At 60.1% G+C, this 26,255-nt stretch carries 20 protein-coding genes and 3 tRNA genes; 16 read left to right on the top strand and 7 right to left on the bottom strand.

The window, feature by feature from the left end:
- Positions 1-36 precede the first annotated feature (36 nt).
- From AC1RDJ_RS08775 to rpoC, 12 genes are all read left to right on the top strand, one after another.
- Positions 37-110, top strand: a tRNA-Gly gene (locus AC1RDJ_RS08775).
- Positions 111-153: 43 nt separating this feature from the next.
- Positions 154-228, top strand: a tRNA-Thr gene (locus tag AC1RDJ_RS08770).
- Positions 229-316: 88 nt separating this feature from the next.
- Positions 317-1,507: an elongation factor Tu gene (gene tuf / locus AC1RDJ_RS08765; protein ID WP_034753125.1), complete on the top strand. Its 1,191-nt coding sequence runs from the start codon at positions 317-319 to the stop codon at positions 1,505-1,507.
- Positions 1,508-1,573: 66 nt separating this feature from the next.
- Positions 1,574-1,649: transfer RNA gene (locus AC1RDJ_RS08760), tRNA-Trp, on the top strand.
- A gap of 32 nt (positions 1,650-1,681) precedes the next feature.
- Positions 1,682-2,065 carry a preprotein translocase subunit SecE gene (gene secE, locus AC1RDJ_RS08755; protein WP_010394308.1) on the top strand — a complete coding sequence of 128 codons (384 nt, stop codon included), beginning with the start codon at positions 1,682-1,684 and terminating at the stop codon, positions 2,063-2,065.
- A complete protein-coding gene (gene nusG, locus AC1RDJ_RS08750) occupies positions 2,065-2,691 on the top strand; it encodes a transcription termination/antitermination protein NusG (RefSeq protein WP_071325699.1) in 627 nt (208 codons plus the stop codon). Before secE ends, nusG begins: the two co-directional genes overlap by 1 nt.
- 115 nt (positions 2,692-2,806) lie before the next feature.
- Positions 2,807-3,241, top strand: coding sequence for a 50S ribosomal protein L11 (rplK, locus tag AC1RDJ_RS08745; RefSeq protein ID WP_034783246.1), 435 nt, complete (start codon positions 2,807-2,809; stop codon positions 3,239-3,241).
- Entirely contained in the window at positions 3,241-3,936 is a 696-nt protein-coding gene (rplA, locus tag AC1RDJ_RS08740) for a 50S ribosomal protein L1 (RefSeq protein ID WP_034753134.1), read from the top strand. The genes rplK and rplA overlap by 1 nt, the downstream gene beginning before the upstream one ends.
- A gap of 320 nt (positions 3,937-4,256) precedes the next feature.
- Positions 4,257-4,796, top strand: coding sequence for a 50S ribosomal protein L10 (gene rplJ / locus AC1RDJ_RS08735; protein ID WP_071326751.1), 540 nt, complete (start codon positions 4,257-4,259; stop codon positions 4,794-4,796).
- 67 nt (positions 4,797-4,863) lie between these two features.
- Positions 4,864-5,235 (top strand): 50S ribosomal protein L7/L12, encoded by a 372-nt coding sequence (rplL, locus tag AC1RDJ_RS08730; protein WP_034753136.1) that lies wholly within the window; start codon positions 4,864-4,866, stop codon positions 5,233-5,235.
- Positions 5,236-5,479: 244 nt separating this feature from the next.
- Positions 5,480-9,586, top strand: coding sequence for a DNA-directed RNA polymerase subunit beta (rpoB, locus tag AC1RDJ_RS08725; RefSeq protein WP_071325698.1), 4,107 nt, complete (start codon positions 5,480-5,482; stop codon positions 9,584-9,586).
- A gap of 109 nt (positions 9,587-9,695) precedes the next feature.
- Positions 9,696-13,937, top strand: coding sequence for a DNA-directed RNA polymerase subunit beta' (gene rpoC, locus AC1RDJ_RS08720; RefSeq protein ID WP_071325697.1), 4,242 nt, complete (start codon positions 9,696-9,698; stop codon positions 13,935-13,937).
- A 60-nt stretch (positions 13,938-13,997) separates the two neighbouring features.
- Here rpoC and AC1RDJ_RS08715 read toward each other — a convergent pair whose 3' ends face one another.
- Positions 13,998-14,357, bottom strand: coding sequence for a hypothetical protein (locus AC1RDJ_RS08715; RefSeq protein WP_493027233.1), 360 nt, complete (start codon positions 14,355-14,357; stop codon positions 13,998-14,000).
- A gap of 15 nt (positions 14,358-14,372) precedes the next feature.
- On the opposite strand from AC1RDJ_RS08715, the gene AC1RDJ_RS08710 reads away from it, so the two are divergent.
- Complete coding sequence (locus AC1RDJ_RS08710) at positions 14,373-15,005, top strand: ArsR family transcriptional regulator (protein WP_493027232.1); 633 nt, start codon at positions 14,373-14,375, stop codon at positions 15,003-15,005.
- A gap of 79 nt (positions 15,006-15,084) precedes the next feature.
- On the top strand, positions 15,085-15,924 hold the full coding sequence (locus AC1RDJ_RS08705; protein WP_493027409.1) for an HDOD domain-containing protein: 840 nt from the start codon (positions 15,085-15,087) through the stop codon (positions 15,922-15,924).
- A gap of 72 nt (positions 15,925-15,996) precedes the next feature.
- Here AC1RDJ_RS08705 and AC1RDJ_RS08700 read toward each other — a convergent pair whose 3' ends face one another.
- The 4 genes from AC1RDJ_RS08700 to AC1RDJ_RS08685 all read right to left on the bottom strand — a co-directional run bounded on the left by AC1RDJ_RS08700 (position 15,997) and on the right by AC1RDJ_RS08685 (position 20,624).
- Positions 15,997-17,817: a DUF885 domain-containing protein gene (locus AC1RDJ_RS08700; RefSeq protein WP_493027231.1), complete on the bottom strand. Its 1,821-nt coding sequence runs from the start codon at positions 17,815-17,817 to the stop codon at positions 15,997-15,999.
- Positions 17,818-17,978: 161 nt separating this feature from the next.
- Positions 17,979-19,082 (bottom strand): M48 family metallopeptidase, encoded by a 1,104-nt coding sequence (locus tag AC1RDJ_RS08695; RefSeq protein WP_071325693.1) that lies wholly within the window; start codon positions 19,080-19,082, stop codon positions 17,979-17,981.
- A complete protein-coding gene (locus AC1RDJ_RS08690; protein ID WP_493027230.1) occupies positions 19,079-20,245 on the bottom strand; it encodes an HPP family protein in 1,167 nt (388 codons plus the stop codon). The genes AC1RDJ_RS08695 and AC1RDJ_RS08690 overlap by 4 nt, the downstream gene beginning before the upstream one ends.
- Positions 20,246-20,324: 79 nt before the next feature.
- Positions 20,325-20,624: a DUF3349 domain-containing protein gene (locus AC1RDJ_RS08685; RefSeq protein WP_493027229.1), complete on the bottom strand. Its 300-nt coding sequence runs from the start codon at positions 20,622-20,624 to the stop codon at positions 20,325-20,327.
- A gap of 150 nt (positions 20,625-20,774) precedes the next feature.
- Between AC1RDJ_RS08685 and AC1RDJ_RS08680 the strand changes: the two genes are divergently transcribed.
- On the top strand, positions 20,775-21,278 hold the full coding sequence (locus AC1RDJ_RS08680) for a thioredoxin family protein (RefSeq protein WP_083412038.1): 504 nt from the start codon (positions 20,775-20,777) through the stop codon (positions 21,276-21,278).
- 5 nt (positions 21,279-21,283) lie between these two features.
- Here AC1RDJ_RS08680 and AC1RDJ_RS08675 read toward each other — a convergent pair whose 3' ends face one another.
- Both AC1RDJ_RS08675 and AC1RDJ_RS08670 read right to left on the bottom strand, forming a co-directional pair.
- Positions 21,284-23,290 (bottom strand): methyl-accepting chemotaxis protein, encoded by a 2,007-nt coding sequence (locus AC1RDJ_RS08675; protein ID WP_493027228.1) that lies wholly within the window; start codon positions 23,288-23,290, stop codon positions 21,284-21,286.
- A 188-nt stretch (positions 23,291-23,478) separates the two neighbouring features.
- Entirely contained in the window at positions 23,479-23,976 is a 498-nt protein-coding gene (locus AC1RDJ_RS08670) for an Lrp/AsnC family transcriptional regulator (protein ID WP_071325689.1), read from the bottom strand.
- 154 nt (positions 23,977-24,130) lie between these two features.
- On the opposite strand from AC1RDJ_RS08670, the gene AC1RDJ_RS08665 reads away from it, so the two are divergent.
- Positions 24,131-26,158 carry an aminotransferase class V-fold PLP-dependent enzyme gene (locus AC1RDJ_RS08665; RefSeq protein ID WP_071325688.1) on the top strand — a complete coding sequence of 676 codons (2,028 nt, stop codon included), beginning with the start codon at positions 24,131-24,133 and terminating at the stop codon, positions 26,156-26,158.
- The last annotated feature ends 97 nt before the right edge of the window (positions 26,159-26,255 follow it).

Genomic DNA, 26,255 nt, shown 5'->3' with positions numbered 1-26,255 from the left:
GTAGCAAGTAAGTGAAGATAAAGTGAACGATACCTCGCGGGTGTAGCTCAATGGTAGAGCAGAAGCCTTCCAAGCTTACGACGAGGGTTCGATTCCCTTCACCCGCTCCAGTTTCCGTTCAGATGCTTGATGCATCGCATGCAACAAATTACAGCCCTTGTAGCTCAGTGGTAGAGCACTCCCTTGGTAAGGGAGAGGCCACGTGTTCGATCCACGTCAAGGGCACCAGAATTCGCAGCAGGCAGCACAGAAGCAATTCAAACCAGACCGTCGGGCGTGTGCCTGAGCAATCTAATCAAATCATTAGGAGTTCAAAATGGCAAAAGGTAAATTCGAACGGACCAAGCCGCACGTCAACGTCGGCACTATCGGCCACGTCGACCACGGTAAAACCACGCTGACCGCTGCAATCGCAACGGTTCTGTCGAAGAAATTCGGCGGCGAAGCTAAGGCATACGACCAGATCGATGCGGCTCCAGAAGAAAAAGCGCGCGGTATCACGATTAACACCGCCCACGTCGAGTACGAAACGGAAACGCGTCACTACGCGCACGTTGACTGCCCAGGCCACGCCGACTACATCAAAAACATGATTACCGGTGCCGCGCAGATGGACGGCGCGATCCTGGTGTGCTCCGCAGCTGACGGCCCAATGCCACAGACCCGCGAACACATCCTGCTGGCCCGCCAAGTTGGCGTTCCATACATCATCGTGTTCCTGAACAAGTGCGACCTGGTCGACGACGCAGAGCTGCTGGAACTGGTTGAAATGGAAGTGCGCGAGCTGTTGTCGAAGTACGAATTCCCAGGCGACGACCTGCCAATCATCAAAGGTTCGGCACGTATGGCGCTGGAAGGCAAAGAAGGCGAAATGGGCGTTGACGCAGTGCTGCGTCTGGCCGATGCGCTGGATGCTTACATCCCAACGCCAGAGCGCGCTGTTGACGGTGCGTTCCTGATGCCAGTGGAAGACGTGTTCTCGATCTCGGGTCGCGGTACCGTGGTTACCGGTCGTATCGAGCGCGGCATTGTTAAAGTCGGCGAAGAGATCGAAATCGTCGGTATCACCGATACCGTCAAAACGACTTGCACCGGCGTGGAAATGTTCCGCAAACTGCTGGACCAAGGTCAAGCAGGCGACAACGTTGGTCTGCTGCTGCGCGGCACCAAGCGTGAAGACGTGCAACGTGGTCAAGTTCTGGCCAAGCCAGGCTCGATCAAGCCGCATGCTCACTTCACCGGCGAGATCTATGTTCTGTCGAAAGACGAAGGCGGCCGTCATACGCCATTCTTCAACAACTACCGTCCACAGTTCTACTTCCGCACGACGGACGTAACTGGTTCGATCGAGTTGCCAGCAGACAAAGAAATGGTTATGCCAGGCGATAACGTGTCGATCACCGTCAAGCTGATCAACCCGATCGCGATGGAAGAAGGCCTGCGCTTCGCTATCCGTGAAGGCGGTCGTACCGTCGGCGCCGGCGTGGTTGCAAAAATCCTCGCATAAGGAAATGTTATGCTTCCACCCGGGGCGTCCTGGGTGGTAGAATAGCACTCCTCGAAAGTTTTACGTAGGGACGTAGCTCAATTGGCAGAGCGTCGGTCTCCAAAACCGAAGGTTGGGGGTTCGATGCCCTCCGTCCCTGCCACCGTCAAGGTGCAGGGCACCGAAAGTAGAAAAATGTCAAATCAATCCGTGCAAACCGTTAGCACGTCGAGTGACAAGATAAAAGTCGCGCTGGCAATAGTAGCTGCGATTGCAGGAGTAGTCGGGTTTTATTACCTGGCAGGCCAACCAGCTCTGGTGCGTGCAAGCGCGCTTGTGGCTGGTTTGGTTATTGCTGTTGCGCTCTTGTATGTCTCGACGACCGGCCGTGAATTTCTCAATTTCGCCAAAGAAGCTGTGCGCGAAACCAAGAAAGTCGTTTGGCCTACCCGCAAAGAAGCCACGCAGATCACTGCGATCGTGTTTGCCTTTGTGCTGGTCATGGCGATTTTCCTGTGGGGCACGGATAAATTGCTCGAGTTTTTGTTGTATGACGTAATTCTGGGTTGGAAAAAATAATGAGCGAAAATGTGCATGATGAAGCGGCGGAAGAGTCCGTTCCGGGCGACGCTCCGGCAGCGGATACTGGTGCAGCGCTGAGCGTGCCAGTGAGCAGCAAGCGCTGGTATGTCGTGCATGCTTATTCCGGCATGGAAAAAAGCGTCATGCGCGCACTGACCGAGCGCATCGAGCGCGCGGGCATGCAAGACCAGTTCGGCCAGATTCTGGTGCCGATCGAAGAAGTAGTTGAAGTCAAGAATGGTGTGAAGTCGGTTACCGAGCGTCGTTTCTATCCTGGCTATGTGCTGGTTGAAATGGAAATGACGGACGAGAGCTGGCATTTGGTCAAGAACACCAGCAAGGTTACCGGTTTCATCGGTGGCAAATCGAACAAGCCGACGCCGATCTCCGCGCGCGAAATCGACGCCATCATGCGCCAGATGCAGGAAGGTGTTGAAAAGCCCCGTCCCAAGACCTTGTACGAAGTGGGCGAGCAAGTCCGCATCAAGGATGGTCCGTTTACCGATTTCAACGGCAATGTCGAAGAAGTCAACTACGAGAAATCCAAGGTGCGCGTCTCGGTCACCATCTTCGGCCGCGCCACTCCGGTGGAACTCGAATTCGGCCAGGTCGAAAAAGTTTAAGCATTATCAAGCGCCACCAGGAGCGCCGCGGCAGTCTCAGCGAAATCCGGTCAGAGGAGCCCCGCCAGGGTAGGATCGGCGGGGCGCTACTACTCAATCCAAGATAGGAGCCATCATGGCAAAGAAAATCATTGGTTTTATCAAGCTGCAAGTGCCAGCTGGTAAAGCAAACCCATCCCCACCAATCGGTCCAGCTCTGGGTCAACGCGGTCTGAACATCATGGAATTCTGCAAGGCGTTCAACGCGCAGACCCAAGGTATGGAACCAGGCATGCCGATCCCAGTCGTGATCACCGCGTTTGCGGACAAGTCCTTCACGTTCGTGATGAAGACGCCTCCAGCAACCTACCTGATCAAAAAAGCTGCTGCGATCACCAAAGGTTCGCCGAAGCCACATACCGACAAAGTCGGTACGCTGACCCGCGCACAAGCTGAAGAAATCGCTAAATTGAAAACCCCTGATCTGACCGCTGCCGACATGGATGCTGCTGTACGCACCATCGCTGGTTCCGCTCGTTCGATTGGTATCACGGTGGAAGGTGTTGTATAATGGCTAAGTTATCCAAACGTATCAAGGCTTTGAAAGCCAAAGTCGACCGTACCAAAGTGTACGCTTTCGACAACGCTGTCGCTCTGATCAAAGAGTGCGCAACGGCCAAGTTCAATGAATCGATCGACGTATCGGTACAACTGGGCGTAGATCCTAAGAAATCCGACCAAGTGGTGCGCGGCTCCGTCGTGCTGCCAGCTGGTACCGGCAAAACCGTACGCGTCGCTGTCTTCGCGTCGGGCGAAAAAGCGGAAGCTGCTAAAGCAGCCGGCGCCGACATCGTTGGTATGGAAGACCTGGCTGAGCAGATCAAAGCCGGCGACATGCCTTTCGATATCGTCATCGCTTCGCCAGATACCATGCGTATCGTTGGTACCCTGGGTCAGATCCTGGGCCCACGCGGCATGATGCCTAACCCGAAAGTTGGCACTGTTACTCCTGACGTCGCTACCGCCGTGAAAAACGCGAAAGCCGGTCAAGTTCAGTACCGTACCGACAAATCCGGTATCATCCACGCTACCATCGGCCGTAAATCGTTCGCTGACGCAGATCTGAAATCGAATCTGGTCGCACTGATCGACGCCCTGAACAAAGCCAAGCCAGCATCGAGCAAAGGCGTGTACCTGCGCAAAGTTTCGCTGTCGTCGACCATGGGCGCTGGCGTCCGTGTTGACCAGGCTAGCCTGGCAGCTTAAGTAACAGAATCAAGTCCTGTAGCGCCTTCGGGCGCTGCGGGCGCATCTTTGGGCTGTCTGCCCGGTGTTCGCACCAGGCAGGCAGACAATCAAAGACCGTTGGGCCGACTGCGACCACATGTGCAGAAGGTTAATAGACTTTCCGGCAACGGGAAGTGCCCAACGCAGATGGTGTACCCGAACAAGTTTTGTAGTCCTCATGCTGCGTGAATGTATCCGCTCAGTTTAGTACTTCTTGACTTCGGACGCCGTGTTCGAACCGATGCAAGGCGCTCAACCACTCGGTTGTGATTGCCGAACATCATTTAAGGAGGTTGACCGTGAGTCTCAATCTGAATGACAAAAAGGCCGTCGTCGCCGAAGTTTCCGCACAAGTAGCAGCTGCGCAAACGATCGTCGTGGCCGAATATCGTGGCATCCAGGTTGGTCACTTGACGCAACTGCGTGCTAAAGCGCGTGCCCAAGGCGTGTACCTGCGTGTGTTGAAAAACACTCTGGCTCGTCGCTCCGTTGAAGGTACCGCATTCGCCAGCCTGGCAGATGCCATGACCGGTCCGTTGATCTACTCGATCTCGGCCGATGCCGTTGCTGCAGCTAAAGTCATCGCTGACTTCGCTAAAACCAACGACAAACTGGTCATCAAAGCAGGTAACTACGCAGGCAAGCCGCTGGATACAGCTGCTGTCACCGCGTTGGCGAGCATTCCTAGCCGTGAAGTTCTCATTTCGCAGTTGTTGGGCGTTATGCTGGCTCCGGTTTCGGGCTTTGCACGTGGTCTGGCTGCCCTGGCAGCGAAAAAAGGCGAAGGCGCCGAAGCTCCTGCAGAAGCAGCAGCAGAAGAAGCCCCAGCAGCCGCTTAATTGCGCGCGCTTTTTTCTCTCAGTACCAATCTGATGTAACTAACGTAATAAATTTAGGAGTTTCAAAATGGCAATTAGCAAAGACGATATCCTGGAAGCAGTTAGCGCCATGTCCGTAATGGACCTGAACGACCTGGTTAAAGCATTCGAAGAAAAATTCGGCGTGTCCGCAGCAGCAATGGCTTCGGCCGGTCCTGCAGCAGGCCCAGCAGCAGCTGCTGAAGAACAAACCGAATTCAACGTCATCCTTGACACCTTCGGCGCAAACAAAGTTGGCGTTATTAAAGCAGTTCGCGAAATCACCGGCCTGGGCTTGAAAGAAGCTAAAGACCTGGTCGATGGCGCACCAAAAACTGTGAAAGAAGCAGTGTCGAAAGCTGACGCTGAAGCAGCACAGAAGAAACTGGTAGAAGCCGGCGCAACCGCTTCGATCAAGTAATATCTGTACCGGCGTCAGTTAGCGCCCGAGTCAAAGTCTGAGGTTTCCCCTCGCAAGGGGGGAAATCCGACTTTGGCTCCTTTGTCGTCTGCATCGTATTTGTCATGTAGTTGTAGCAGCAGTTTTTATTCGATTCAAGCCGGAAAGCAGAGCCTTGAGGTTTCGTCTGTGTCACACGCAGCGGTGCAAACGAACACTTGCAAAACCTGAATTTTCTATCCTTTCTGTCACTCACGGAGTGTCCATGCACTACTCATTTACTGAGAAGAAACGCATTCGCAAATCATTCGCGAAGCGCGCCAACGTTCACCACGTTCCGTTCCTGCTGGCGACCCAGCTCGAGTCTTATCATAGCTTCTTGCAAGAGGACATAGCACCGTCCGGCCGCAAGAATGATGGCCTGCAGTCGGCTTTCACCTCGATTTTCCCTATCGTTTCGCACAATGGTTTTGCGCGTCTCGAATTCTTGTCGTACGTTCTGGGCGATCCTGCCTTTGACGTCAAAGAATGTCAACAACGTGGCCTGACGTTCGCGTCGCCGCTGCGCGCGAAAGTGCGCCTGGTGATCCTGGACAAGGAATCGCCAACCAAGCCAGTCGTCAAGGAAATGAAGGAACAGGAAGTCTACATGGGCGAATTGCCGCTCATGACGACCACCGGTTCGTTCGTGATCAACGGCACTGAGCGGGTTATCGTTTCCCAGCTGCACCGTTCGCCTGGCGTGTTCTTCGAGCACGACCGCGGCAAGACCCACTCGTCGGGCAAGCTGCTGTTCTCCGCGCGTATCATTCCTTACCGCGGTTCGTGGCTGGACTTCGAGTTCGACCCGAAGGACATCCTGTTCTTCCGCGTCGACCGCCGCCGCAAGATGCCTGTGACGATTTTGCTCAAGGCAATCGGCATGTCGCACGAGCAAATCCTGGCCAACTTCTTTGTCTTCGACAATTTCAACCTGCGCTCCGAAGGCGCGGAAATGGAATTCGTTGCCGAGCGCCTGCGCGGTGAAGTTGCGCGTTTCGACATCGTCGACAAGTCGGGCAAGACCCTGGTCCTGAAAGACAAGCGTATCAACGCCAAGCACGTGCGTGATATCGAAGCTGCCGGCATCAAGCACATTTCCGTACCGGAAGACTACCTGCTGGGCCGCGTATTGGCGAAGAACATCGTCGATGGCGACACCGGCGAAGTCGTCGCTTCCGCGAACGATGAGCTGACCGAAGACTTGCTGGGTCGTTTGCGCGATGCCAACATTTCCGAAATCCAAACGTTGTACACGAACGACCTGGATCAGGGCGCCTACATCTCGCAAACCCTGCGTATCGACGACACCGCCGACCAGATGGCCGCGAAAGTGGCGATCTACCGCATGATGCGTCCAGGCGAACCGCCAACGGAAGACTCCGTTGAAGCGCTGTTCAACGGCCTGTTCTACAACTCGGACCGCTACGACCTGTCGGCCGTGGGCCGCATGAAGTTCAACCGCCGCATTGGCCGCGATGAACTGACGGGCGCCATGACCTTGTCGAACGAAGACGTGCTGGCCGTGATCAAGATCCTGGTGGAACTGCGCAATGGCCGCGGCGAAGTCGACGATATCGATCACCTGGGTAACCGTCGCGTACGTTGCGTGGGCGAACTGGCTGAGAATCAATTCCGCGCCGGCCTGGTGCGTGTTGAGCGCGCCGTCAAGGAACGCCTCGGCCAAGCCGAAGCGGACAACCTGATGCCGCACGACCTGATCAACTCGAAGCCGATTTCGGCCGCGATTCGCGAGTTCTTCGGTTCGTCCCAGCTGTCGCAGTTCATGGACCAAACCAATCCTCTGTCGGAAATTACCCACAAGCGCCGCGTATCGGCTCTGGGACCCGGCGGTCTGACACGCGAACGCGCCGGCTTTGAAGTGCGCGACGTGCATCCGACCCACTACGGCCGCGTCTGCCCGATCGAGACACCGGAAGGTCCGAACATTGGTCTGATCAACTCGCTGGCTCTGTATGCCCGCCTGAATGAATACGGCTTCCTGGAAACCCCGTACCGCAAGGTCGAAGGCTCCAAGATTACCGATCAGATCGACTATCTGTCCGCCATCGAAGAAGGCCGCTACATCATCGCTCAGGCGAATGCGACCATCAACGACGAAGGCATGCTGTCCGATGAACTGGTCTCGGCCCGTGAAGCCGGCGAAACCATCCTGGTATCCCCAGAGCGCATCCAGTACATGGACGTGGCGCCGGGCCAGATCGTTTCCGTCGCTGCCTCGCTGATTCCGTTCCTCGAACACGATGATGCAAACCGTGCATTGATGGGCGCCAACATGCAACGCCAGGCTGTGCCTTGCTTGCGTCCGGAAAAAGCGCTGGTCGGTACCGGTATCGAACGCACCGTTGCGGTCGACTCGGGCACCACCGTGCAAGCCCTGCGTGGCGGTATCGTCGATTACATCGATGCGGGCCGTGTCGTGATTCGCGTCAACGATGACGAAGCGCAAGCTGGTGAAGTGGGCGTCGACATCTACAACCTGATCAAGTACACCCGTTCGAACCAGAACACCAACATCAACCAGCGTCCTATCGTGCAAGTGGGCGACCGTGTCGCCAAGCGCGACGTGATCGCCGACGGCGCATCGACCGACCTGGGTGAATTGGCTCTGGGCCAGAACATGACCGTGGCCTTCATGCCATGGAATGGTCTGAACTTCGAGGATTCGATCCTGATCTCGGAAAACGTCGTCAAGGACGACCGCTACACCTCGATTCACATCGAAGAGTTGTCGGTGGTGGCCCGTGACACGAAACTGGGCGCGGAAGAAATTACGCGCGACATCTCGAACCTGGCTGAAAATCAGCTGGCACGTCTGGATGAGTCCGGTATCGTCTACATCGGCGCTGAAGTGCAGGCTGGCGACACCCTGGTCGGTAAAGTGACGCCTAAGGGCGAAACCCAGCTGACCCCGGAAGAGAAGCTGCTGCGCGCGATTTTCGGCGAAAAAGCATCGGACGTGAAAGACACTTCGCTGCGCGTGCCTTCGGGCATGATCGGTACCGTGATCGACGTGCAAGTCTTCACCCGTGAAGGCATCGTGCGCGACAAGCGTGCCCAGCAAATTATCGATGACGAACTGAAACGCTTCCGTCTGGATTTGAACGACCAGATGCGTATCGTGGAAGGCGATGCCTTCCAGCGTCTGGAAAAAATGCTGATCGGCAAAGTCGTCAACGGCGGCCCTAAAAAGCTGGCCAAAGGCGCCAAGATCACCAAGGATTACCTGGCCGATCTGGACAAATACCACTGGTTCGACATCCGCCCTGCGGACGACGATGCGGCGGTAGCGCTGGAAGCGATCAAGGAATCGATCAATGAGAAGCGTCACCAGTTCGATCTGGCCTTCGAAGAGAAGCGCAAGAAACTGACGCAAGGCGATGAGCTGCAACCAGGCGTGCAAAAAATGGTCAAGGTGTACCTGGCCGTGAAACGCCGCCTGCAGTCGGGCGACAAGATGGCGGGTCGCCACGGTAACAAGGGTGTGGTTTCCCGTATTGTTCCTGTGGAAGACATGCCATACATGGCCGACGGCACGCCAGCCGACGTTGTGCTGAACCCGCTGGGCGTTCCTTCGCGGATGAACGTTGGTCAGATTCTCGAGACTCACTTGGGCTGGGCTGCCAAGGGTCTGGGTATCCGCATCGGCGAAATGCTGAAGGCGCAAACCAAGGTCGAGCAAGTGCGCAAGTACCTGACGACGATCTACAACGATAACGGCCGTGCTGAAGAGCTGAACGACTTCGACGACGAAGAGATCATGAAGCTGGCGGAAAACCTGAAAAAAGGTGTTCCATTCGCCACGCCAGTGTTCGACGGTGCCAATGAAGAAGAGATCCGCCGCATGCTGGACCTGGCGTATCCGGACGACATCGCCAAGAACCTGGGCATGACCGCGTCGAAAAACCAGGTGACCATGTATGACGGTCGCACCGGTGAAGCGTTCGAGCGCAAGGTCACCGTCGGCGTCATGCACATGCTGAAACTGCATCACTTGGTCGATGACAAGATGCATGCGCGTTCGACCGGTCCTTACTCGCTGGTGACGCAACAGCCACTGGGCGGTAAAGCCCAGTTCGGTGGTCAGCGTTTCGGTGAGATGGAAGTCTGGGCACTGGAAGCGTATGGCGCGTCGTATGTCTTGCAAGAGATGTTGACCGTCAAGTCCGATGACGTGAATGGCCGTACCAAAGTGTACGAAAACCTCGTCAAGGGCGACCACGTGATCGACGCCGGCATGCCGGAATCGTTCAACGTGCTGGTCAAGGAAATCCGTTCGCTCGGTATCGATATCGACCTCGAACGCAACTAAACGACAGCCACCTGTCATTTGGTTTGGGAAACACAAAGCCCGGCTGGGAAACCATGCCGGGCAATGTAGTCTCAGGAATATAGAAATTTAATCACCTCTGGAGTGATACATGAAAGCACTGCTCGATCTATTCAAGCAAGTACAGACCAACGAGACCTTCGATGCAATCAAGATCGGTCTCGCTTCGCCTGAGAAAATCCGTTCGTGGTCCTACGGCGAAGTCAAAAAGCCGGAAACCATCAACTACCGTACCTTCAAGCCTGAGCGCGACGGCCTGTTCTGCGCCAAGATCTTTGGCCCGATCAAGGACTACGAATGCCTGTGCGGCAAGTACAAGCGCCTGAAACACCGCGGCGTGATCTGCGAAAAGTGCGGCGTCGAAGTCACGCTGGCCAAGGTGCGCCGCGAGCGCATGGGTCACATCGAGCTGGCCTCGCCAACCGCGCACATCTGGTTCCTGAAATCGCTGCCGTCGCGTCTGGGCATGGTCCTGGACATGACCCTGCGGGACATCGAACGCGTGCTGTACTTTGAAGCATACGTCGTGACCGATCCAGGCATGACCCCGCTGAAGAAGTGCCAGATCATGTCGGAAGACGACTACGCCGCCAAGTACGAAGAGTACGGCGACGACTTCACCGCCTTCATGGGCGCCGAAGGTATCCGTGAACTGCTGCGCTCGATCGACATCCACCGCGATGCCGAAACCCTGCGCGTGGAACTGAAGGAATCGAAATCCGAAGCCAAGATCAAGAAATACGCGAAGCGCCTGAAAGTGCTGGAAGCGTTCCAACGTTCGGGCATCAAGCCTGACTGGATGATCATGGAAGTGCTGCCAGTGCTGCCGCCGGAACTGCGTCCGCTGGTACCGCTGGATGGTGGCCGTTTCGCGACCTCGGATCTGAACGATCTGTATCGCCGCGTCATCAACCGTAACAACCGTCTGAAACGCCTGATGGAGCTGCGCGCTCCAGAGATCATCACGCGCAACGAAAAGCGCATGCTGCAAGAAGCGGTCGATTCGCTGCTGGACAACGGCCGTCGCGGCAAAGCGATGACCGGCGCCAACAAGCGTCCGCTGAAATCGCTGGCAGAAATGATCAAGGGCAAGGGCGGCCGTTTCCGTCAAAACTTGCTGGGCAAACGCGTCGATTACTCCGGTCGTTCGGTCATCGTCGTGGGCCCGCAATTGAAACTGCATCAGTGCGGCTTGCCGAAACTGATGGCGCTGGAACTGTTCAAACCATTCATTTTCAATAAACTGGAACTGATGGGTCTGGCGACCACGATCAAGGCCGCTAAAAAGCTGGTCGAGATTCAAGAGCCGGTCGTGTGGGACATCCTGGAAGACGTGATCCGTGAACATCCGATCATGTTGAACCGCGCACCTACGCTGCACCGCCTGGGTATCCAGGCTTTCGAGCCCGTCCTGATTGAAGGCAAGGCCATCCAGCTGCATCCGCTCGTCTGCGCCGCATTCAACGCCGACTTTGACGGTGACCAAATGGCGGTCCACGTTCCTCTGTCGATTGAAGCGCAGATGGAAGCACGCACCCTGATGCTGGCATCGAACAACATCCTGTTCCCATCGAACGGCGAACCGTCGATCGTGCCGTCGCAGGATATCGTGCTGGGTCTGTACTACGCGACCCGCGAAGCGATCAATGCGAAGAACGAAGGGATGATGTTCCCTGACGTGTCGGAAGTGATCCGCGCCTACGACAACAAGGAAGTCGAACTGACGACCCGCGTCACCGTGCGTATTACCGAATACCCGAAAAACGCCGAAACGGGCGAATTCGAGAAAACGGTTACCCGCTACGAAACGACGATCGGCCGTGCGATCCTGTCGGAAATCCTGCCTAAGGGCCTGCCTTTCTCGGTGCTGAACCGCGCGCTGAAAAAGAAAGAAATTTCCAAGCTGATCAACACGTCGTTCCGCAAGTGCGGCCTGCGCGCCACCGTGGTGTTCGCAGACAAACTGATGCAATCGGGTTTCCGCCTGGCGACACGCGCCGGTATCTCGATCTGCGTCGACGACATGCTGGTACCGCCGCAAAAAGTCACGCTGATCGCGACGGCCGAGTCGGAAGTCAAGCAGATCGAACAGCAATACGCCTCGGGTCTCGTGACCGCCGGCGAGCGTTACAACAAGGTCGTCGATATCTGGGGCAAGACCTCCGATGAAGTCGGCAAGGCCATGATGGACCAGCTCAAAGTCGAAGACGTGATCCGCCGCGACGGCACCAAGTCGACGCAAGAATCGTTCAACGCCATTTACATGATGGCCGACTCCGGCGCGCGCGGTTCCGCAGCCCAGATTCGTCAGTTGGCCGGTATGCGTGGTCTGATGGCGAAGCCGGATGGCTCGATTATCGAAACGCCGATTACCGCGAACTTCCGCGAAGGTCTGAACGTTTTGCAGTACTTCATTTCGACCCACGGTGCACGTAAAGGTCTGGCCGATACGGCGCTGAAAACGGCTAACTCCGGTTACCTGACGCGTCGTCTGGTTGACGTGACGCAAGATCTGGTGGTGATCGAGGACGATTGCGGCACCATGAACGGCGCCGTCATGAAGGCACTGGTCGAAGGTGGTGAAGTCATCGAACCGTTGCGCGACCGTATCCTCGGCCGCGTGGTGGTGCATGACGTCGTCAATCCTGAAACCCAGGAAACGCTGTACGAAGCCGGCACCCTGATGGACGAAGACATGGTCGAAGAGATCGAGCGTCTGTCCATCGATGAAGTCAAGGTCCGCACGCCACTGACTTGCGACACGCGCTTCGGCCTGTGCGCCAAGTGCTATGGCCGCGACCTGGGCCGCGGCATGCTGGTCAACGCCGGCGAAGCCGTCGGTGTGGTGGCAGCGCAGTCGATTGGTGAGCCGGGTACCCAGCTGACCATGCGTACGTTCCACATTGGTGGTGCGGCATCGCGTGCGGCAGTGGCATCGTCGGTGGAAGCCAAGTCGAACGGTACCATCCGCTTCACGGCAACCATGCGTTACGTGACGAACGGCAAGGGCGCGCAAATCGTCATTTCCCGTTCCGGCGAAGTGCTGATCACCGACGACCATGGCCGTGAGCGTGAGCGTCATAAAGTACCGTACGGTGCGACCCTGATCGTCAAGGACGGCATGGTCATCAAGGCCGGTACGGCCCTGGCAACGTGGGATCCGCTGACCCGTCCGATCATTACCGAATACGCCGGTCAAGTGCGTTTCGAGAACGTCGAAGAAGGCGTCACCGTGGCCCGTCAGGTCGACGAAGTGACCGGTCTGTCCACCCTGGTGGCGATCGATGCGAAGCGTCGCGGTTCGCTGACCAAGACCCTGCGTCCGCAAGTCAAGCTGATCAACGACGCGAACGAAGAAGTCAAGATCGCCGGCACCGAACACTCGGTGGCGATCGGCTTCCAGGTCGGCGCGCTGATCATGGTGAAAGACGGTCAACAGGTATCGGTTGGTGAAGTGCTGGCACGTATTCCTACCGAATCGCAAAAAACGCGCGATATTACCGGTGGTCTGCCACGCGTTGCGGAACTGTTCGAAGCGCGCTCGCCGAAAGATGCCGGTATGCTGGCGGAAGTCACGGGTACGGTTGCGTTCGGTAAAGAAACCAAGGGCAAGCAGCGTCTGGAAATCACGGACATGGATGGCAACAAGCATGAGTTCTTGATCACCAAGGACAAACAAGTGCTGGTGCATGACGGCCAAGTCGTGAACAAGGGCGAGATGATCGTGGACGGCCCGGCCGATCCGCAAGACATCCTGCGCCTGCTGGGTATCGAAGCGCTGGCACGTTACATCGTCGACGAAGTGCAGGACGTGTACCGTCTGCAAGGCGTGAAGATCAATGACAAGCACATCGAAGTGATCGTGCGTCAGATGCTGCGCCGCGTACAGATCGTCAATGCCGGCGACACCAACTACATCGTTGGCGAGCAGGTAGAGCGTTCGGAACTGCTGGACGAGAACGATCGCATGGCCGTTGAGAACAAGATTCCAGCGACCTACGAAAACGTCTTGCTGGGTATTACCAAGGCATCGCTATCGACCGATTCGTTCATCTCGGCCGCATCGTTCCAGGAAACCACCCGCGTGCTGACCGAAGCGGCGATCATGGGCAAGCGCGATGGTCTGCGCGGCCTGAAAGAGAACGTCATCGTCGGCCGTCTGATTCCTGGCGGTACGGGCCTGGCCTTCCACCGCGCACGCAAAGAGAAAGAAGCGTGGGAAGTGGAAGAGCGTCAAGCCCTGCTGCTGGCCGAGAAAGCCTCGCTGGCTGGCGAAGCTGCCGAAGCGCTGCAAGACATCGAAATCCAGCAACACCACGGCGACGAAGCGTAATCTGCGCTGCTAGCTGACAAGAACGGCACCTTCGGGTGCCGTTTTTTTTCGCCTTTTAATTCATGCGACACGAATCGGTATGCCGATACTCAAACGGCATGTATCAATTTGGGGCGGAATATGAAACCCGGTGTCCATGTTATTTAAAACGGCGCCATGCATTCCGAATTTGATATCGGGTAAACGACGCGACTTGTATTGCCATGATTGAATGCGGGGCAATCGCGGCGTGATGAATGCTGAATGCCATTGATTAAATATCGACGAGATTGGGCATGCACATCGAGTGCCCGGCAGGGCGCGCACGATCACGACACGCGCCGCTGCCCACGCCATCATTGAGCTGTGACGGCTGCGGAACAGCACTGTTGCAGCGCCGTCGCCTATCGCGCAGGCCGCGCTAATTTCCAGTTTATTCATGCTAAGATTTGGCGCATGATTGCCCAAGCCCTGTTTACTCCCGCCCAGCAAAAACTGCTGGGATTGCTCTTTGTCCGTGTGAATGAAGGCTTTCATTTGAATGAGATCATGCGCCTGACGGGGCTGGGCAGCGCTTCGGCGCAGCGGGAACTGCGCCGCTTGCACGAGTCCGGCCTTATCACGTCCGAGCGCATCGGCAATGTGCGGCGCTTCTGGCCTAACAAGGAAAGCCTCGTGTATCCCGAGTTGAGCGGACTGGTGCAGAAGACTTTCGGCCTCGTCAGCGTGCTCAGTACGACCCTGGCGCCCCTGCGCGCGCAACTGCACCTGGCATTCGTGTATGGCGCCACGGCGAAGGGGCAGGATATGCCGGGCAGCGCCGTCGATCTGCTGCTGGTGGGCGAGGAAGCCAATTACGGCGATCTATTGACGGGATTGGCCCCGGCCGAGCGAACCTTGCGGCGTAAAATCAATCCCAACTTATATACGCTGGCCGATTATCGGCGCCGCCTGCGCGAGGAGCAGCCATTCCTGCTGCAGGTATTGCAGCAGCCGAAGTTGTTTGTCATCGGCGATGAATTGGCCCTGGGCGCATTGGCCCGGACGGATGGGGTGTTGCAGGCGAATGGTTTGCCGCTGATTTTCTAATGACCGGGCCTGGTAATCAATTTCTGCTATAACGTGGAATTGTTTTCTAGAATAATAGCTGAGGCGGATTGATCGTATGATGAATAAATTACAGGCGTTCGGTTTGATCGTTTCCCAGGCGGTGCGCGGAGAATTGACGTTTCCCACCAGCGTGAATTCCGCCTTGCAATTACAGCTGGCATTGGCCGAGCCGGATTGCCATATCGATCACGCCATCAAGCTGGTGCTGGCCGAGCCCCTGCTGGCGGCGCGTACGGTCGCGCTGGCCAATTCGGCCGTGTATAGCCGCGGCGATGCGCCGCCCGTCACCAGCGTGCGCGCGGCCGTCATGCGCATGGGTTACCGCAATCTGTACGCGCTGGTGGCAGCCATGGTGGTGCGCCAGTTCGGCAGCAAGATCATCGATCCGGTGCTGCGCCAGAAGGCGACCCAGCTGTGGGAGCACACGGCGCATGTGGCGGCGCTGGCGCACGTGATCGCCCACCGCGTCACCAACGTCGATCCCGATACGGCCCTGTTCGCCGGCATCGTGCATGAGGTGGGCGGTTTCTATCTCCTGTCGCGCGCCGATGAATTTCCTGGCTTGCTCGACGACGATGCCGATCACTGGATGGAATCGGCCGAGGAAATCATTTCCCGCGAAGTCATGAAGAAGCTGCTGATACCGCAAGCCGTCAGCGAGGCCATCGAAGGCTTGCGCGATGGCTTGCTGTCGATCCCGCCCGACTCCCTGCTCGATACTTTATTGCTGGCTAAGCAACTGTCGCCCGTGCCTTCGCCGCTGCAGGTGACGTTTGTGGAAATGCTCACGCCATCCGATTCCGTGATCGACTTCATTATCGACAATGACACCCTGCAAAGCATCCTGGCCGAATCGGCCGAGGAAGTGCGCTCGATGAGCGCGGCGCTGCTGGTGTAACCCTCAACGCGCAGACGAAAAAAAACGGCAGCCCCGTCAAGGAGCTGCCGTTTTGCCTTCAGGCGCCGCGTCTTATTTCTGCTGCGCGATCCACAGGTCGACCTTGGCTTCCAGCAGCTTCAGGGGCAGGGTGCCGTCGCTGAGCACGACTTCATGGAACTTCGGCAGGCTGAACTTGTCACCCAGCGCCTGTTGCGCGCGCTGGCGCAGTTCGACGATCTTCAGCGAGCCGATCTTGTATCCCAGCGCCTGGCCGGGCCAGGCCATGTAGCGTTCCGTTTCGCTTTTCGCCACGGCGTCATAGCCGAGGGTATCGCGCATGTACTTGATCGTCTGCTCGCGCGTCCAGCCTTTGGTGTGCAGCCCCGTGTCGACCACCAGGCGCACGGCGCGCAGCATCTCGTCGTTCAAGTGGCCGAAATATTGCGCCGGATCGTCGAACAGGCCCATTTCCTTGCCCAGGGTTTCCGCGTACAGGGCCCAGCCTTCCGTGAAGGCATTGTTGCCGCCGAAGCGGCGGAAGTTCGGCAAGTCCATCTCTTGCACCAGCGCCAGGTGGAAATGGTGGCCTGGCTTGCCTTCATGCAGGAACAGCGTCGTCATGCCCGTGTCGCCATACAGTTTCGGATCGGTGACGACAGACCAGAACACGCCGGGCCGCGAACCGTCGGCGGCCGGCGCCGTGTAGTGGTCGGCCGCCGTGTCGCGGCTCAGCTCAGGCTCCAGGCGCAAGTCCAGCGGCGCCTTCGGCACCAGCGTGAACAGGGCCGGCAATTTGCTGTCGAGCAGCACGTTCATCTTGCGGTAGACGTCGAGCACTTCCTGGTCCGTCTTGAACGGACGGTATTTCGCCTGTTCCGAGACCCACACGGGCAAGCCGGCGGCCGGGCCGTTGTAGCCCATCTTCGGACCCACGATCGCATACTGTTCCTGGATGCGCGCCACTTCCTTCAGGCCGATGGCGTGGATCTGTTCCGGCTTCAGGTCCGTCGTGGTGCTGCTGGCCACGCGCGCCTGGTACCAGGCTGCGCCATCGGGCAGGGCGCTCCAGCCGCTGCTGTTGCGGCTGGCTGGCAGGTAATCCTGTTCCATGAACGTGGCCAGGCGCTGCAGGGCCGGCATCAGCTTGGCCTCGATGATGACGGTGTAGGTTTGCGTCAGGCGCGCCTTGTCGGCGTCGGAAAACCCGGCCGGCAAGTTCTTGATCGGTGTGTAATAGACGCTGGCCTGCGGCGTGGCGCTGACGAGCTTCTTGAATTGCGGCAGTGCCGATTCCGTCAGCGCCTTCGGCAGCACGATGCCTTTTTGCATGCCGACGCGCATGTTGGCGATGGCCTGGTCTATCCAGCCCGGCAATTGGCCGATACGGCTCAGGTAAGCGTCATACTCCTTGACCGTGGTCAAAGGCTGCGATGCCTCGCCGCCCGCATAATTGGCCAGGGTGACGGGCATGCTGTCCATCTGGTTCAGCGGCAGCAGGTACTCGGGGAAACGCTCGAAGCTCAGCGCCGTGGCCAGTTCATAGTCGAGGATATCGTAGTTGATCTGGTCCTGGTGCGACAGCTGCTGGCGCGCGATGGCGCGCAGGGTCTTCTGGTACTGGCGGTACAGCGCAAATTGTTTGGCGCGCGCGGCAGGCACGATGGCCGAGCCCAGCTGGTCATCAAAACGGTTGTCGCCGCTCTCGGTGGCGTTGATCGGCTCGAAACGGGCCAGCGCATCGTAGTACTGGTCGGCCAGCACTTGCAGCTGCTGCCTGGCCTTGGGCGCGCTGACGGCTGGCGCGACGGTTGCCTTGGCAGCGGCTTGGGCTGCGTGCGCGATGGGCGCGTAGGCGAGTAACAGGGAGACGGCCAGGGTGCCGAGGGTGCCGGCGGCAAAACGATGCTTCATGCGCGATGTCCTTTGTAAGGAGGAGAATGAACGGAGGCGTAGCGAGGTCGGGATGGCCGGTCGCGGAGGAGCAGCCGGGGCGTAAGCATACGCCATTGCCCGGCTCGTTTGGATAATTTATCTTGGGCAGAAGCCGCTACTTCTGTGTCGCGCAGGCGCGACTATTTGACGCTGGCCGGCAAGGCCGCTTTCATCTGCTGCCAGCTGCCGCTTTGCAAGGGCAGGCAGGCGGCGCAGGGCGTGGCGGCGATCAGGCTGCGGATCTTCTGCGCGCGCGTGGCCGTTTGCGGATGCGACGAGAGCCAGCCCGGCGCGGCAGCCTTGTCCTGTTCCTTGTCGCCGAGTGTCTGGAAAAACGTCAGCATGCCGTCGGGGCGGATATGCGCGCGCTGCAAGGCGTGCAGGCCCAGCCGGTCTGCTTCTTCCTCCATGTCGCGGCTGAAATACAAGGTGCCGGCCTGGTGCGCCAGCATGGCGGCCACGGCGCTGATGTCGCCGATGGTGACGCCCACCAGCGCGCCCCAGCCCAGGCTGCTGATCATTTGCCGCAGCGAATGGCGTTGTTCCACATGCTGTACTTCATGCGCGAGCACGCCGGCCAGTTCGCCGGGGTCGGCCGCCTGGCGCAGCAAGCCTGTATGCACGACGATGATGCCGCCGGGCATGGCGAACGCATTGACACTGTCATCGTTCCTGACCAGCCAGCGGTACTGGTAGCGCGAGCCGGCCGTCAGCTTCTGGCCGATTTCCTGCACGGTGTGCTGCGCCGCACCGCTCTCGACGATGCCACCCTGGGCGCGCACTTGCGCCAGGGCCAGTTCGCCCAGCTGCTTTTCCGTCGACAGCGGAATCCATCCCGCCAGCACGCCGATGGCATGGCCGCCCTGCCACCACAGCAATGCCGTGGCGGCGACGGCCGCGCCCGTCAAGCCTGCCAGCCAGCCAGACACCTGCCGGCGGTTGCGCTGGCGCTCGCCCCACAGGCGCTGCAATTGCGGCTGCAGCGCGGCCGGCGCTTCCTGCAAGACGGTGGCGATGGCGCTTGCTCCCAGCGGCTTGAGCGCCGCTTGCCGGCCTTGTCCGTCGAGCCAGTTCAGGAACAGCTCGGGCCCATCGACGCCGCCGACGCTGACGACCAGTTGCGCGATATCGACGCTGTGACCGGGCGCGTCGATGACCAGCTGGTTGCCGAAGAAATGCGCGCTGACGGGCGTGCCGGCCGAACCGCCCTCGGGGCCAGTCAGCAGGGCCTGGAATGGCGTCATGCCACGGCCTCGGCAAAGCGGCTTTCGTACAGGGCCGCCATCAGGTCGGACTGGCTGATGATGCCGGCCAGGCGGTCTTCCTCATCGACGATGGGAATGTGGTGGTAGCCGGCGTCGGCCATCAGGGGCACCAGGTCGATGATGGGCGTGCCAAGGCGGGCCGTATGCGGTGACGGCGTCATCAGTTGCCCCACCACTTCCGGCTTGTCGCTGTGGCTGAGGCCGCTGCGCTGCAGCAGGCTGCGCAGGCGCTGGCGCATGCCCTGATAATCGTCGAGTCCGCCATGGCGCAGGAAATCCGTCTGCGTGATGATGCCGATGACGCGACGGGCCCGGTTCAGCACGGGCAGGGCGCCCACCTGATGCTCGCGCATGGTGCGCCAGGCGGCATCGAGCGGCGTGCCGAATTCCACGCTGAGCACGTCCTTCGACATGATGTCGGCGCAGGTGACGACGTCGAAGCGGCGCTGGTAGGCGCGCATCTCCGTTTGCAGGAAGATGGCCTGCAAATCGTCGCGGCTGATGTCGAGCACTTCGCTGTGCTGGCGCAGCACGGCGTCGAGGTCGTCCGGCGAAAAGCCCAGGCGGTTGCTGGGCACGTCATCCTTGGTGGCGTGCGGATGCGGCGTTGCCAGCTGCTGGGTGTGCGGGTAGCGGCGTCCCGTCAGGTTGTTGTACAGCACGGCGCAGGCGACCAGCACGGCCGAATTGAACAGCACGGTGATGAAGACGAATTCAAAGCCGGCCGCATGCACGCTGGCGCCGCCCACGACGGTGGTGAGCGCCACGGCGCCGCCGGGCGGATGCAGGCAGCGCAGCGCGAACATGGCGCCGATGGCCAGGCAGGCGGCCAGCGCCGCCACGCCCACGCTGGGTCCCAGCCATTTGACGCAAGCCACGCCCACCAGGCCCGAGACGACATTGCCTCCCACCACCGACCATGGTTGCGCCAGCGGACTGGCCGGCAGGCAGAACAGCAGGACGGCGGAAGCGCCCATGGGCGCGATCAGGTAGACGCTGGCGCTATTCGGGGCCAGCAGGAAATGGCAGATGAGACCAGTGAGCAGCAGGCCGCAGATGGCGCCCGCGCAGGCGCGCAATTGTTCGCGGCGGCTGCCATTGTTCGGTTGCGGCAGCCAGCGTGCCAGGAAAGAAGTCGTCATGGTGGGGCGGGCGCGTTCGGGCCGCGTTGCTCAGTGTGAGCCCGATATTATCCCATGCGTGCTGTTTCGCTGCCTGCGCTCACTCATCCTCTGCACAGACGGCCTGCAAGCCGTGCCGTTCCAGCAGGCTCCTGACGGCGGCGATGGCGGCCGGTTCCGGTTTGCTGCTGGCGCAGGCATGGATGTCATTGCCGACCCTTGCCTCATCCTTGCCCGTGACGGCGGCCACCAGCTGGGCCAGGTTGCGGTCGGAAAAGTGTTCATACAGCAGGGCCAGCATGGGGAAATACGCCGCGTCGGGCATGCCGCCGGGATAGGCGCTGCGCAGCATGCGCGCGGCGCCCGACAGGGGCGGGGGCAGGGTATCTTGCAGGCGCACGTCGCGTCTCCTCGGGATTGCTTATACGTTTTCCGCATAAGCACAGTGCAATTAAATGGTGGATATTTCTGACAAGCAGGCATATTCTAGGCAATCACGCCCGCTGGCGCCTGTTCAGCTGGCCTCACGATCTTCTCTCAGGAGTCCTGCATGCGTCTTTCCATCCTCTTCGCCAGCCTGCTGTTCGCCGGCGCCGCCGTTGCCGCCGCCCCGACACCTACCGCCGCGCCTGCCGCCACGCCGCATTTGCCCTACAACGCGGCGGCAGACGCCAAGGCCGACGTGGCCCGCGCGCTGGCCGAGGCCAAGGCGGCCCATGTGCCCGTGCTGCTGATCTTTGGCGCCAACTGGTGCGAGGATTGCCGCGCGCTCGACAAGGCCCTGAAGGAAGGGAAAAATGCACAGCTGATGCAGCAGGAATTCAAGGTCGTCAAGGTTGATGTCGGCAATTTCGACCATAACCTGGACGTGGCGCAAGCCTATGGCAATCCGCTCAAGAAAGGCATCCCGGCCGCCGTCCTGGTTTCCAGCGACAACAACCAGGTGCTGTACGCCACCAAGGGCGGCGAGCTGGCGAATGCGCGCCGCATGAGCGAAAGCGGCATCCATGACTTCTTCAAGCAGGCGGCCAGCGTGAAGTCGCCGGCCCTTTAATCGGCTTAAAACTCTTCCCACGCATCGCTGGCCGGCGCTTTCGGGCGCGCGGCCGCTGCCGGTGTCCTGGCCATCGCTGGGCGAACAGGCTTGGGCAGCGCGGGCTGGCTGGTCAGCGCAGGATGCGCCGCCGCATGGCCCGATTCCTCCAGTTTGAAGACGCTGACCACCTGCGCCAGCCGGCCCGCCTGATCCTGCAGGGACTGGGCTGCCGCGGCCGCTTCCTCCACCAGTGCGGCGTTTTGCTGGGTCGCATCATCCATCTGCGTGACGGTGGCGTTGACTTGCGCGATGCCCTGGCTTTGCTCCTGGCTGGCCGAGGCGATCTCTCCCATCAGGTCGGCCACGCGCTGCACGGAAACGACGATGTCCTGCATGGTGGCGCCGGCTGAATCGACCAGCTTGCTACCGGCTTCCACCTTGCTGCCCGAGTCGACGATCAAGTCCTTGATTTCCCGGGCCGCCGCGGCCGAGCGCTGCGCCAGGTTGCGCACTTCCGTCGCCACCACGGCAAAGCCACGGCCCTGCTCTCCGGCACGGGCCGCCTCGACGGCCGCGTTCAAGGCCAGGATATTGGTTTGGAACGCAATACCGTCGATCACGCCGATAATGTCCGCGATCTTGCGCGAACTTTCCGTAATGGCGCCCATCGTCTGCACCACTTGTCCCACCACCTCGCCGCCCTTGACGGCGTGGCTCGAGGCGGACACCACCAGCTGGTTCGCCTGCCGCGCATTGTCCGCGTTCTGTTTCACGGTCGACGTCAATTCTTCCATGGCCGCCGCCGTTTCTTCCAGGCTTGAGGCCTGGGCTTCCGTACGCGCCGACAGGTCCAGGTTGCCCGACGCGATCTGGCTCGATGCGCTGGCAATCGCCCCTGTACTGTCGCGAACTTCGCGTATCGTCACGTTCAGCGACGCGACGAAGCGGTTGAAGGCGGAAGCCAGTGCACCGACTTCATCTTCCGATTCGACCAGCATGCGGCGGCTCAGGTCGCCATTGCCGCTGGCGATTTCACCCAGCATGTCGGCCGCCCGCGCGACGGGCGCGGCAATGGCGCGGCTGATGGCGTAGATGATGGCGAGGGCGATGCCGCCACCCACGAGGCCGGCGACCAGCGCGGCGATCAGCGCCGAGCGCGTGACATTGCCCAGCACTTCCGCTTCCGGCACTTCGGCCAGCACGTACAGATTCAATTCCGGCACGAAAGAGGCGGCGATGAACTGGCGGCCGGCGGGTGCAGCGTAGGTGGCGTAGGCGTATTTGTTACCGGTCAGCAGCGTCTTGCTCAAGGCGTCGTCAAAGCCGGGCAAGTCTTTCAACTGGTGCTTGCCATCGGCCAGCGCCGTGTCGCGGTGCACCAGCAGCACGCCGTTGGCGCGCGCCAGGTAGACATAGCCGGTCTGGCCGATCTTGTAGCCGCGGATGGTGTCGGCCAGCGCATTGATGGACAGCCCCAGTCCGGCGGCGATCTGCTTGCCGCCCGCCGTCTGGCCACGGGCGTTCAGATACAGCATGAGGTCGTTCGAATTTTCCGCCTTGTCGATATCGAGCGTGTAAGCCTTGTCGCCGGCCAGCAAGCCATAGAACCACTGGTCGGCGGCCTGGTTCTTGTCCAGGGTGCGCAGCAAGCCATCCGTGGTGAAATACTTGCCCGTGCTGGCCGAGGCCCAGTTGATCGAGGCCGCCTTGTTCTTTTCTTTCACGGCCTTGGCATAGCGCTGGAAGGTGGCGATGCCGCTGTCGGGCAAGCCCGCGTCTTCCCAGTCTTGCAGGTAGACGTCGTTGGCCATCGTCTGCACGACGGACAGGGGCTGGCTGATCTGGCGCAGCACGTCGTTGCGGATTTCGCCCACCTGCGCCGGCAGTTCCTGGCTGACGACGCGCTCGCGCACGTAATCGCTGCTCATGCGCACGCTGAGGAACGAGGAAATCGCCATGAACAGCAGCAGGCACAAGCCCATGCTGAACAGCAGTTTTTTCTGGATGGAGAGGCGGCGGAGCAGAGACATGGAAGACCTTGGAGGATGGCCTGCGCAATCGGCAGAAAGGCGGGCAGGCAAACAGGCAGTATACCGGCCGGGCCTGGCGCCATGCCGCGCCATGGCTGCTCTTTGTTAATGTATGTTGCATTGCGGCAACGTGAAAAACAGGCAATCATGTCTGTTTTTCATGCATCGTGGTGGCACCCGGAAACGCGTCAGGCCGGCAAGCCATGGGCGATCAATTCCAGCGGCAATTCCGTGCTGCACTTGATTTGTTCCATGGAAAAGGCCGACGACACGCCCGTCAGCTGCACGGCCTTGATGAGCTTTTTATAGAAGGTGTCATAGCCCTTGATGTCGGTGGTGACGACTTTCAGCAGGTAGTCGATGTCGCCGCTCATGCGGTGAAACTCCTGCACTTCGGGCAGCACGATGACGGCGGCGGCAAAGCGGCGCAGCCATTTTTCATCGTGCTGGCCCGTGCGCACGCTGACAAACACGGTCACGGGCAAGCCGACTTTTTGGCGGTTGACGATGGCCACGCGGCTCTCGATGTAGCCGTCTTCCTCGAGCCGCTTGACCCGCTTCCAGCAGGGCGTGCTGGACAGGCCGATCTTCTCGCTGAGGGCGGCGATCGACAGGGTGCCGTCCTGCTGCAGGGCGGCCAGGATGGCGCAGTCGAACTTGTCGAGTGCCGTATTTGGTGAATTCATTTTACTATTCCAATTTTTATAGCATGAACATGCTGCATATTACCGTAGTTGCAGTGTCTTTTGGCATATCTTCACGGGAGCGCACCGGTAGACTATCCATACGTTACAGCCGCTTGCGCTGCGCCCTTTTTTAGAGAATGCCCGGACTGCCATCATGAAAGAAATCTACCTCGACAGTAACGCCACCACCTGCGTGCTGCCCGCCGCCGTTGCCGCCGCCACGCAGGCGATGGCGCACGGCTACGGCAATCCCAGCAGCACCCACGCCACGGGGTTGCAGGCCAAGGCCATGATGGATGGCGTACGCCGGCGCGCCAGCGGCCTGCTGGGAACGGGCGACGGCCGTCTGATGTTCAACAGCGGCGCCACGGAAGGCATCCAGACGGCCGTGCTGTCGGCCCTGTGCGCGCTGCGCGAACGGCGCGATGCGGGCAAGCGCATCGGCAGCCTGCTGCTGTACGGCGCAACCGAGCACAAGGCCGTGCCGGAAAGCCTGGCGCACTGGAACCGCCTGCTCGGCTTGAACCTGGAACTGCGCAAGCTGCCCGTCGATGCGCAGGGGCGCCACGATCTGCAAGCCCTGGGCGCCCTGGTCGGCGACACGGCCATGCTGTGCACGATGGCGGCGAATAATGAAACGGGCGTCGTCAGCGACCTGTCCGCCATCGCGCAGCTGCTGCAGGAGCGCGGCGCCGATGCGTACTGGATGGTCGATTGCGTGCAGGCGCTGGGCAAGCTGAAGCTCAATCTGGCCGCCACGCGCATCGATTACGCGCCGTTTTCCGGTCACAAGCTGTACGCGCCGAAGGGCATCGGCATGCTGTACGTGCGCGCCGGCGCGCCGTTTACGCCGCTGATGATGGGTGGTGGCCAGGAAGCGGGGCTGCGCTCGGGCACGGAAAACATGGCAGGCATCGCCGCCCTCGGCGCCGTCCTGGCCGCGCTGGAAGACGGCTCGACCTTCCGCAGCCACGCCGAACTGGCCACTTTCCGCGAGCGCCTGGTGGCCAGCCTGGAGCAGGCATTCCCCGGCATCGTCTTCAACATGCCGTTCGAGCTGTCGCTGCCGACCACGCTCAATTTTTCCGTGCCCGGCCTGTCCTCGAAAGAACTGCTGGACCTGTTCGACGCGGCGCGCGTGCGGGTCAGCTCGGGCAGCGCCTGTTCGGCCGCCAAGGCCCTGCCCAGTTATGTGCTGGAAGCGATGCATGTGCCGCAATGGCGGGCCAGTTCGGCCATCCGCCTGTCGTTCGGCCCCCTGGTCGATGAGGCGACCATCGCCGCCGCCTGTGCCCGCATCGCCCGCTGCGGCGAGGCGCTGCGCCACAGCTGCCTGCTGCCGTCGGCGCTGGCGCCATCGCCGCACGACGGCGTGATCCAGCTGAGCGTTGACGGCCAGTGCACCTGGGTGCTCAGCGACGCCGCCAGCGCCAGTTGCGTCGTCATCGATCCCGCTGCCGCGCTGGTGCCGCGCCTGGCCGCCTTCATCCGCTGCCAGCACCTGGCCCTGCGCGCCATCGTGCATACGACGGCGCCGACCGACCATGGCGCGGCGCGCCTGGCGCTGCTGCAGGAACTCGAGATCGAACAGGTGGGCCGCGTCGATATCGATGGCGAGCTGGCATTCGGCCAGCAGCGATTGCGCCGCATCGAGTGCGGCGCGACCCATGTGTACCTGCTGGGGCAGCGCTATGCCTTCACCGGTTCCCTGGCGCCGCAAGCCCTCGCACCCTTGCTCGCTGCCGGCCTGGTGACGCCCGACACCGTGCTGTGTGCGGCGGGCAACGATGGCAGCATCTGCAACACCGTGCGCGCAGTGCAGGACGGCATCGTGCCGGCCGCCGAACTGCAGCTCGATGCGGCAGGCTTGCCGGCCTTCCTGCGCCAGCATCCGGACGCCATCCTCGTCGACGTGCGCGAAGCGTATGAACACGCGGCTTGCGCCGGCCAGGTATTCGAGGGCTGTGAAGTGCGCAGCGTGCCGCTGAGCCGCCTGGCGGGCCAGGTGGGAGCATGGCTGCAAGAGCCGCGGCGTCCGCTCGTGTTTTTCTGCCGCAGCGGCAACCGCAGCGCGCGTGCGGCCGCCTGCCTGCGCCGCCTGGGCCATGGCGCCGCATGGCAGTTGAACGGCGGCATGGCGCTGGCGGAAGCGACGCGCCACCCGCTGGCCATCGCGGCTTAAACCAGCGCAACATTTTCTTTTTGTAATCTTGCACCGCGTCATCACTGGCGCGGTGCCTGTAATTCATTTCTTGTAGGCATTTTTCTTCCGCCTGCCT

The organism is Janthinobacterium sp. GW822-FHT07H10, from assembly GCF_058798675.1.
Note: the sequence above shows the minus strand (reverse complement) of the source record. Positions and strands in the feature narration are given on the sequence as shown.